This window comes from Hespellia stercorisuis DSM 15480, assembly GCF_900142165.1.
Lineage (GTDB): Bacteria > Bacillota > Clostridia > Lachnospirales > Lachnospiraceae > Hespellia > Hespellia stercorisuis.
The window spans coordinates 1-9,739 of record NZ_FQZY01000108.1 but is presented as its reverse complement, the minus strand read 5'-3'; the positions used below and the strand labels follow the sequence as shown (position 1 = coordinate 9,739).

Here is a 9,739-nt window from a genome sequence, read left to right as displayed (position 1 = left end):
GTGTTTTATGTCTCCATTGTACTAAAAACTCAGGAAAAAAGCGAATTCACATAGATTCACCTATGGTGAAAATGACTGTGGATAAGTAATGTTTTTCAATGTTCAGTTGTTGTTAAATATATTCAAAAGCCATAGAATTTGGCTTTGAATCAGAGTTATTTGAAAGATTGAAAGAGTAATCCACAATGAATTAAATTATTCAATCACAAACAATTGGTTATCCACCAATTACCGAAATAATATCGCAAAACAGGTTTTAAAAATTCTCTGTTTTGTACAAAAATTAATTAGTTCCCCAAGGGGGTTCTGAACAGTTACAGAAATTGAAGATGGGCGTTGGGCTGTAGGCGATAAGATTCCATCAGAAAAAGAACTGTATACGAAATTGGGGACGAGTCGATCAAGCGTTCGGGCAGCCATTCAACAGTTTGTCGGAATAGGTGCGATGGAGAGTATTCATGGAAAAGGAACTTATCTGAAAAGTAATGATCTGAATAGCCTTGGTAATCGAGGGAAGGGGAGAGAATATAAGGATCCATTTAATTACAGAAGTATGGTCTCTCTTTTGGAATTTCGCCTGATTATAGAAACAGAAGCTGCATATTATGCGGCAAAACGTATGACAGATGAGCATCTGAGCAATCTGAAAATCTATTTGGAGAAGATGCAGATGGCGGTGAATGCAAATGATCCAAAAACATTTGTCCACTATGATATGTGTTTTCATTTGGAGATTGCGTACAGTACAGGGAATCCATTTATTATTGAATCTTTGCAGAACGTATTTGTCGAGAAAGCGGATTATTTCTATATGCTGAACGAAAACTATGGATATATAGATGGAATTTATTATCATACATTGCTTGTGAAAGCAATCGAAATGAAAGATGCCATAAAAGCAAGAAGAACTATGAGAAACCATGTGCAGAAGATTTTGGAGGATACATTTCATGAGGAGGAACCTACCGAGTAAATGGATTCTTTCCTGCAACAAAATCAGAGGTTGATTTTAGAAAAATCAATCTCTAATCCAGGGTATAATTGGACCGGAACTTTATCCTTGAAGGTATAGAGTGTTGGTATCGTATCGTTTATTGCAAAAAGATACACGGTGATTTTCTCCTTCTGGGGATCAACGATCCAATATTCTTGAACGCCGGCAGCCCAGTATTTTTCTGATTTTTTGTAATAATCATGAGCTGGATTGGAGGGAGAAACGATCTCGATGATAAAATCAGGAGCACCGTCACAATATCGCCCGTTTTGGGTCTTTTCGGGATCACAGATGATCATCATATCCGGTTGAAGCATCGTGTAGTCATCTTTGTCGAGCCGCACGTCGCAGGGAGCAAAATAGAGAGAACATTTCCCATGATTATGTTTGATATAATCGGTGAAAAAATAGCTGAGTTCCCGCAAAATGTGCTGGTGCATGATAGAAGGTGAGCTCATATAATAAAATTGTCCATCAATCAGTTCGGCGCGGATATCTTGTGGTAGGGCATAGTAATCATCGATCGTATAACGGCAGACAGTAGCGTTGAACGCCGAAGTCTCGCGCACAACAGATACAGTGGTATCAAGTCCCTCCAGTTTATATGAGGGAAAATCCAACGCCGCAATAATAGCGTCCATATTTGCAGAAGAAGGATTTCGGGTGGCACCACTCAGAATCTTATTGACAGTGCCGAGTGAAACACCGGACTTTTCTGCAAGTTGGGCGTTTGTCATTTTTAGCTGCTTTTTTCGTGCTTTGATTTGTTCGATCTGCATGGCATGACCTCCGTTGAAATTTATAGAAAAACGATTATGCTGGAATATATACCTGGATTATATAATGAAAATGTCAGAAAAACAATATTTATTACCGTTTGTATTGCCGTATTTGGGTATGATTTTTATATAATATGGATAAAAGTATGAAAAGAGAGAATAAATTAGATGCGAAAGAAATAAAAAAGAATCTTTTGCGAATTTCCGCTTTACATATAACTTAGCGGCTTCACCATTATAAAAATTCAAGATTTCAGCAACACCGACGGCAGAAATCGCTGCCGTCGGAAGTCGTTGAAAGTAAAAAGGACAACAGGAATTACGTATTTCTTTTAATCGCCTCTTTGATCACATTTCCCTTATTGCTATACCGCGCCACAATATAATTATTCGCAGCCGCCTCCATATGATCATCCAGTTTGGCCAGCTTCACATCCTCTTTGTACTTGCGATCCAAAGCCTTCTTCAGCAGGTAATCACAGACATGGGGATTCTTCGGCAGCAGCGGACCGTGCAGGTAAGTGGCGATCACATTCTTGTACACGACGCCCTCGTAATCACCCTTCCCGGTATTCCCAAGTCCGAAGAATACCTTTCCGAGAGGTGTGTGGTTTCCGATGTAAGTACGCCCGCCGTGGTTTTCAAATCCAACGATCGGGGTCGAGAACAGATCGCTGTTCAAGATAATGTTGCGGATCAGACGTTCCGGTTCCCATTCTGTATAGATGTCCAGGATTCCAAGCCCTTCGATGCTCTTCGTCTTGGTTTTATAATACTTGCCGAGCAGCTGATAGCCGCCGCAGACAGCCAGAACAACGCCGTCATTCTCTACATATTCCTTGAAATCTTTCTTGATCTTTTTTAACTCTTCGCACACGATTTCCTGCTCCCGGTCGGAGCCTCCGCCAAGAAGAACGATATCGATGTCCGAGAAATCGATGGAATCGCCTTGCAGATACTGGGTGACCTCCACATCGATGCCGCGCCATTCCAGACGCTTGCGGAAACACTGGATGTTGCCGCGGTCGCCGTAAAGATTTAACAGATCCGGATACAAGTGAGCAATATTTAATTTCATAAGCTTAATCTTCCTTTCCGGCATAATCATTTGACAGGTTCTTCAGTAATGCATTTGTGCTGTACAGCCCAGTGTAGTTGACAATCAGATAGAGATTGTCCGTGCGGTTTTCAATGCAGTCACGGATGGTGTTCTCCAGATCCAGAGATACCTCACACGGGATGTCCTCGTACTTCAGGCGGAGCCGCATATCATAGCCGCGTTTTCCGGTGGCGATGATGGAGTTGGCATTGGCGTCGGCGAGATACTGGAAATCCACATCCCACAGCCAGGAGACATCCTCCCCGTCCTGATATTCGTCATTGATCAGGATCATGACATCTTTTGGATTGGGATCCTTTAACACCAGAGAAATCTTCTGCTGGAATCCAATCGGATTCTTCGCCAGATGAATCTGGATGTTGGTCCCACCGATATTGAACACGCTCTCACGGTTGTTGCCGTAATCGTAATGGGCAATCATATTTTCAAAATGTGGTGCCTCAAGCCCGGCGATACGAAGGGCAGCGTAGGCAGCCAGTGTGTTGTAAATGTTATACGGCGCCTTGGCACCGGTGGTGAAGCTGCGGTCCCCCACATCGAAGGTGGAGCCGCTCTCTGACAGATGGATATTGGAAGCAGCATAGGCCGCCTCCGGTCTTGTCAGGCCGCAGTGTGGACAATGATAATCTCCAAGCTGCCCGTAGTGGAAGAAATTATATTCCAGCTTGTGGCCACATTTCCGGCAGAAAATACTCTCGCGGATCTCCGAACGGCTGGTGGAGTCGAAAATTTGCTCATTGATGCCGTACGTGATGAAATCGTGCTTGCTCTCCTTTGCCAGCGTATAGGAAAGAACGTCATCGCCATTGATGAGCAGCGTCATCTTCGGCGTCTTGTTGATTGCTTCTTTCAGCTTCTGGAACGTGATATCCACTTCACCGAAACGATCCAGTTGGTCCCGGGAAATGTTGGTCAGCACCAGATAATCCGGTTTGATCTTTGGCAGAACGGTGAGCGAGGCAATCTCATCCACCTCGATGCAGGCGTAGTCGGCATCCAGCTCGCCGTTTTTGTCGGTGGCGAGAACAAAGGAGGATACGACTCCGTTCATCATGTTGGAACCGGTCTTGTTGATGATGACCTTCTGGCCCTCTGCGGTCAGCGCATGATAAAGAATGCTGTTGGTCGTCGTCTTACCGTTGGTACCGAGCACGACGAAGGTCTTCTTTCGTACATCCGAAGAAAGGGAAGTGAGAATAGAAGGGTTCAGCTTTCTGGCAATGTAGCCCGGAAGTGTGACACCCTGTCCACCGCGGATCTTCTGGCTGGTGGAGCTAACCCATTTGGCAAATTTAATTACCATTTTTCTTTTTAAACTCATGGTTTTATCTGTCCTTTTTTGTTTTATTTTTATTCGTAATCTGATAGCGGCAAAAGTTGAGGAGCCGCAATGTTTCTGACGGCAGCAAAAGTTGAGGAGCCGCAGTGCTTCTGCTGGCAACGAAAGTGGAGGAACCACAGTGCTGCGCTCAGAACGTGAATAGATAACTCTTCTTATTATAAGCAAAAGTATAGGGGAAATGCAAGTAGTTCTTCATTCCGATCTGCGTCAACTTATTTTAACTGTTGAAATAATTCATGATAATAGTCAGAAAAGATGCTGCCCTTTGTCCAGATGAAGGTAAAATCATGGGAAATGTTGAAATCCCGCAGCGGAATACGCACAAGTGTGCCTGTTTCCAACTCTTTTTTTACCGCGGTTTCATACAAAAATGTGATGCCGCAGTTCTGTGCAGTCAGGGACTTGATGGCATTCATGCTGTTGATCTCGATCGTATTCGAGAAATCGGCAACAGTTGCATTCCGTTCGGTCAATGCCTTTTCGAAAATCTCGCGGGTGCCGGAACCGGATTCGCGGACAATCAGATTGCAGGAGAAAAGGTCTTCCAGGGAGACAGAGCGGCTGGCAAATGGCGCGTCAGGGCTGCACACGGCAATAAAATTCTCACGTGAATACTGCAGGGAATCGTATTCGCTCTTGGAAAAGTATCCCTCCACAATCGCAAAATCAATTTCCTGGCCGGACAGCATTGACAGCAGTTCATGCGTATTGGCAACAACGACGCGGACGGCGGTTCCCGGATGCTCCCTTATATAGGAAGAAAGGTGTGGAGAGAGTGTATATTCGCCGATAGTCATCGTGACGCCAAAGGTGACGGTCTGGGCGGGATGCGCGGAATCCTCCATCAATTTCTGCAGATGAATCTCATCGTGGACCATGGTGGATGCTGCGTGGTAGAGAATCTCACCTGCAGGAGTTAGCTGTATCTTTTTGCCCCGGGTGTCGAACAGACGGTATCCGTAATGCTCCTCCAAAAACCGGATGTGCTGGGAGACAGCGGGCTGTGTGACACTCAGGTTCTGTCCGGCTTTTGTGAAATTCAATGTCCGGCAGACTTCTAAAAATGTGTAAATGCGAAAATCAATCAAAATATCACCTCCATATATGATGGGATAGACATCATAAAAAAATACTTATGTATATAAAATATCATAACATAAATTTATCGTTATATAAATATTTATAATTTTATTTTATCTGTATACTGTGGTATTATGTTACTGTTCACACGCAAGCTTGACACCTGCCGTCAAGCTATGCGCCAATCAAGTAAATACAACTATGAGCCGGTCCATCATCGAAGATGATTTAAAAATGGATCGGCGACGTTACTGGAACAGATTTATCTGTGAACAGTAACGGTATTATAAAGCACGAAAACAAAGGAAACAAAAAACTATTCCGAAAAAGAATAGAATGAGAGGAAATGAGCATGGAATTTATAAAGAAAAATGGAAAAGGATTATTACTTTGTCTGGTGATCGCAGTGCCGTCATGGCTTCTGGGAAAACAATTCCCAATTATTGGTGGACCGGTAATCGCAATCATAGCAGGAATGATCATCACACTGGGGATTAAGGACAAGACGAATCTGCAGCCGGGTATTACATTTTCGGCAAAGAAGATTCTACAGTGGGCAGTCATCCTGCTGGGGTTCGGCCTGAATCTGAACGTTATCCTGGAGACCGGAAAACAGTCATTGCCGATCATCATTGCGACGATCACGACATCCCTTGTAATTTCGTTTGTCCTGCACAAAGTGATGAACATTCCGGCGAAGATCTCCACACTGGTAGGGGTTGGATCCTCTATCTGCGGAGGCTCAGCCATCGCGGCGACGGCACCGGTTATCGATGCGGACGATGAAGAAGTGGCGCAGGCTATCTCGGTTATTTTCTTCTTCAATGTGCTGGCTGCAGTTTTGTTCCCGGTCTTCGGTTCGGTTCTTGGGTTCACACACAGCACAGGACAGGCCTTTGGTATTTTTGCGGGAACGGCAATCAATGATACTTCATCGGTGACGGCTGCGGCATCCACCTGGGACAGCATGTACGCGCTGGGCAGCCAGACACTGGACAAGGCCGTAACTGTGAAACTGACCAGAACGCTTGCAATCATTCCGATCACCCTGGTGCTTGCATTCATCCGTACCAGAAAAGAAAAGGCCGCAGGCTCTGAAGATGGTAAGAAGGTCAATTTTAAGCAGATTTTTCCGTTCTTTATTATTTACTTTATCGTGGCATCCGTTATCACGACTGTGGCTGTAAACTGCGGGGTATCGGCGGATTTCTTTAATCCGGTCAAGGAGCTGAGCAAATTCTTTATTATCCTTGCCATGGCTGCAATCGGTATCAACACCAATATCGTGAAGCTGATCAAGACCGGTGGAAAGCCGATTTTCATGGGGCTCTGCTGCTGGATCGGAATCACGGCAGTCAGTCTGCTGATGCAGCATCTGCTCGGTATCTGGTAAAAGGATACGCGGTTCTTTAGCGTAGCACAAACAGATGGGAATCCTCTTTGTCGAGGATCAGCCAGTCTTTTATCACTTCATATTTGTATTTTTTAGACAGGGACCTGATGTATTCTGGATTGCGGGAGTACAGAATAAGGGTCCCTTCTTCTGTCAGCAGGTCTCTCGATTTTTCGAAAAAGCGGTCATAGAGTTCATAAATTTCCTCGTCCGATTTGTGGCCGGTCTCGAAGGGCATATCAGTAAATATTTCGTCAAAAAGATAGTCGTGGGTGAAGTCGAGGCAGTCTTTGTTGATAAAGTGGATGATCTGCCCGGCAGCTTCCGTGTTGATTTTTGCCTTGTCGATGGCGTCCGGGTACACGTCGATCCCGTAGGAGGTGTTGCCCTTCACCACCATCTGCCGCTCGATAAGCATGGTGGCGACACCGCAGAACGGATCCAGAATCTGTGCGTCCTTGACCATGTAGTCCTTTGCAAGGGCGACGAGCAGGGCTGCATTGACCGGCTTAATGCTGGCGGCAACCGATTCCTTCCGGTAGGAAAAACGTTCATCCGGAAGCGTGTTCAGCTTCAGCAGGACATTGAAAGTGCCGGATTTATTCTCAATCAGACGTAGCTCCAACTCATAGTGGGAGGTGGTGTTCAACAGTTCCCGGCCGGAGAGGCGTTCCAGTTCGGCAGATAATTTTTTGGTAAACCGGCTCTTCTGATCCAGCGGCATACGCCCCTTCACATCGATCCGGAAATAAAATGGTGCCGGTTCCCTGTGCGCTTTCTTCAGAAGTGGAAGAAGCTGGGAGTCCGCCAGTGTCTGTGCCGCCTCCAAAGGCTCCATGGAACAGGAGGATGCCTGCGGGATGACGAATAAAAGTTCACTGTAAGTCCGAATGTAGAGCAGTTCCTCGATATCGTCGGTGGTGACCATCACACCGGCATGATAATCCTTGAGTGTGCCGTGCTCAATCTGCGAAGCGGTGATCTCACGGTGAAGACGGTTCGTCAGAAGAATGCAGTGGTACTTTTCGTGATACCCTGTAAATGTGTGCTTGGTCGTTCCTTCCATAGAAAGAATCAGATTGCTGAGTGCCCGGATCTCAGCGTCCACATGTTTCTTATCAGAAGCATCCGGAGTCTGGGCAGCCAGTTCGTTTAAACGTGTCTTCAGCTTGTCCAGATACTCAGAGCAATCCAGATGTGCCAGAGCCTCCAGATAGGCGCTTCGCACAAACAAAGTCTGTTCCGTTTCATATCCGGCAAAAAGTGGCGTGGTAAATGTAGGAATTTCCAGATCGCCCATAAGCAGGGCAGCATTTTTCCTTGTCTTCGCATCGTCATTTTTTAATAATGCTGTTATCACAGACGAATCTTTCTCAATCAAGGCTGCAAGCTCATCCCGGCGGCTCAGTTCCTTCACTTCTTTGCGCAGAGCACTCAGTGTCTGCCGGGGAGAAGTTCCCTCGATTAATTCATTGTATAATTTTTTTATCATAATACTCCTTTTTCTCATCCGCAGTGCCGTTCGATTGCGCTGAGCTGCATCTCACTCGCGGGCTCTCGCCCTATCATCAGATAATAAGAAACATCTGCTTATGTGCGAGCACAACGCAGCTATTTCTTATTATCTGATGGCACTGCTCATTTCTATCGCGTACATTATACCATGATTCTTTGTAAAGTGTTATAATAAACGTAGATAGTACCCGGAAAAGCGGGAATAAAAAATGGAGGTGTTTATATGTTGCATGAAGTGAGTTTTCAATCTTTCAATGAGCGGGACAAGGTGATGGGATGGATTTATGTTCCGGCTGCAAAACCAAAGGGGATTGTTCAGGTGGTTCATGGATTTGGGGAGCATTCCAGGAGGTATCTGCACATGATTGTCGCATTTATGGATGCGGGGTATATTGTGGCAGCGGATGATCATGTGGGGCATGGCAAGACGGCACTCGAGAATGATACATGGGGAAACTGGGGGAACAAAGGATTTCACACGATGATGGAAGATGAGCATAAGCTGTACGAGCTGGTGACGGAAAAATATCCGAAGCTTCCATATTATATGTTTGGGCATAGCATGGGATCTTTTATTGTCAGAGATTACATCGCAAAGTACGGAAGTGAACTTGCAGGAGTCACAATATGTGGAACAACCGGAACATTTCGCCACGCAAAGGAAACGAAAGAGTTGCTTGAGCAGGCAATTAGTGACGGAAAAGGTGGGGATGCAGATGCTGAGTATGCGGGCAGACTGATGGGATGGATGTGCGAGCGCTGCGATGACGTCACAATCGGAAATGAATGGATCTGTTCAGACCCATATGTGCAGAGGGATCACGCGGAGGATCCGTTTGATGCATTTACAAGGCCGACAAATAACCGGGCGGTACTCTACTTTATTCAGATGATGGAGGAAATCAAAGGAACAGAGTGGGCAGAGAAGGTTCCGACGGATCTTCCAATTTATAATATTGGCGGAGATCAGGATCCGGTGGGGGAGTACGGAAAAGGAATCTACGAAGTGTCCAACTGGCTGTGTGATACCGGACACAATGTGAAGACAAAAGTGTATTCGGGCTATCGCCATGAGATTCATAATTACAGTGAGATTAAAGTGGAAGTAGAACAGGGAATCATTGCATTTATGGACGAAAATTAAGAGAATACTGTCATAAAATACGGTGAGGGCGAAGAAATCTTGCACTGCAGGCACTGTGCAGGATGCCGGTGCAGCTCGGGGCTGTCGCACTAAGTAATTAGTGCGCAGCTCCTTTTTTATGCAAAAACACAAATGCCAGGCTTCGAAAAGCCTGGCAAAAGGTGTAAAATATACTTATGCTAATAAATAAAATCTTACAAAAGAATTATACTCTGGCAGAAGATTTTTATCAACTAAAACTGCCACTAAATATCGATTACATAATCCCAGATAATGATTCGGTGCGTTTGCTAAGTCAATTCGTGGAGGAGATGAATATTTCAGATTTATTAGGGACTTATTTCCGGATTCGGAAAAATACTGCAACGCCAA

Annotated in this window: 8 protein-coding genes and 1 pseudogene; 4 read left to right on the top strand and 5 right to left on the bottom strand. The window is 45.2% G+C overall.

Features of this window, described 5'->3' with window-relative positions:
* Positions 1–322: 322 nt before the first annotated feature.
* Positions 323–973 (top strand): FadR/GntR family transcriptional regulator, encoded by a 651-nt coding sequence (locus tag BUB85_RS19890; RefSeq protein WP_278319618.1) that lies wholly within the window; start codon positions 323–325, stop codon positions 971–973.
* Positions 974–996: 23 nt separating this feature from the next.
* Here BUB85_RS19890 and BUB85_RS19885 read toward each other — a convergent pair whose 3' ends face one another.
* The 4 genes from BUB85_RS19885 to BUB85_RS19870 form a co-directional block, all read right to left on the bottom strand.
* Complete coding sequence (locus BUB85_RS19885) at positions 997–1,773, bottom strand: Uma2 family endonuclease (protein WP_073113237.1); 777 nt, start codon at positions 1,771–1,773, stop codon at positions 997–999.
* A gap of 319 nt (positions 1,774–2,092) precedes the next feature.
* Complete coding sequence (locus BUB85_RS19880; protein ID WP_073113236.1) at positions 2,093–2,851, bottom strand: type 1 glutamine amidotransferase; 759 nt, start codon at positions 2,849–2,851, stop codon at positions 2,093–2,095.
* 4 nt (positions 2,852–2,855) lie between these two features.
* The gene (locus tag BUB85_RS19875; protein WP_073113235.1) at positions 2,856–4,214 is read right to left on the bottom strand and encodes a Mur ligase family protein; all 1,359 of its coding nucleotides are present in this window, start codon (positions 4,212–4,214) and stop codon (positions 2,856–2,858) included.
* A 233-nt stretch (positions 4,215–4,447) separates the two neighbouring features.
* Positions 4,448–5,323 carry a LysR family transcriptional regulator gene (locus tag BUB85_RS19870; protein ID WP_073113234.1) on the bottom strand — a complete coding sequence of 292 codons (876 nt, stop codon included), beginning with the start codon at positions 5,321–5,323 and terminating at the stop codon, positions 4,448–4,450.
* A 344-nt stretch (positions 5,324–5,667) separates the two neighbouring features.
* Here BUB85_RS19870 and BUB85_RS19865 point away from each other — a divergent pair, with 344 nt between their 5' ends.
* The gene (locus BUB85_RS19865) at positions 5,668–6,708 is read left to right on the top strand and encodes a YeiH family protein (RefSeq protein ID WP_073113233.1); all 1,041 of its coding nucleotides are present in this window, start codon (positions 5,668–5,670) and stop codon (positions 6,706–6,708) included.
* Between the two features lie 16 nt (positions 6,709–6,724).
* On the opposite strand, the gene BUB85_RS19860 is transcribed toward BUB85_RS19865, so the two are convergent.
* The gene (locus tag BUB85_RS19860) at positions 6,725–8,200 is read right to left on the bottom strand and encodes a TRM11 family SAM-dependent methyltransferase (RefSeq protein WP_073113232.1); all 1,476 of its coding nucleotides are present in this window, start codon (positions 8,198–8,200) and stop codon (positions 6,725–6,727) included.
* Between the two features lie 246 nt (positions 8,201–8,446).
* Between BUB85_RS19860 and BUB85_RS19855 the strand changes: the two genes are divergently transcribed.
* On the top strand, positions 8,447–9,367 hold the full coding sequence (locus BUB85_RS19855) for an alpha/beta fold hydrolase (RefSeq protein WP_073113231.1): 921 nt from the start codon (positions 8,447–8,449) through the stop codon (positions 9,365–9,367).
* A gap of 176 nt (positions 9,368–9,543) precedes the next feature.
* Positions 9,544–9,739: pseudogene (locus tag BUB85_RS21910) on the top strand (IS5/IS1182 family transposase); the annotation flags it as partial.

Bases quoted from the DNA above. Each gene is read 5' to 3' on its own strand.
- BUB85_RS19885 (WP_073113237.1), bottom strand. From the start codon at position 1,773: ATGCAGATCGAACAAATCAAAGCACGAAAAAAGCAGCTAAAAATGACA.
- BUB85_RS19880 (WP_073113236.1), bottom strand. From the start codon at position 2,851: ATGAAATTAAATATTGCTCACTTGTATCCGGATCTGTTAAATCTTTAC.
- BUB85_RS19875 (WP_073113235.1), bottom strand. From the start codon at position 4,214: ATGAGTTTAAAAAGAAAAATGGTAATTAAATTTGCCAAATGGGTTAGC.
- BUB85_RS19865 (WP_073113233.1), top strand. From the start codon at position 5,668: ATGGAATTTATAAAGAAAAATGGAAAAGGATTATTACTTTGTCTGGTG.
- BUB85_RS19860 (WP_073113232.1), bottom strand. From the start codon at position 8,200: ATGATAAAAAAATTATACAATGAATTAATCGAGGGAACTTCTCCCCGG.
- BUB85_RS19855 (WP_073113231.1), top strand. From the start codon at position 8,447: ATGTTGCATGAAGTGAGTTTTCAATCTTTCAATGAGCGGGACAAGGTG.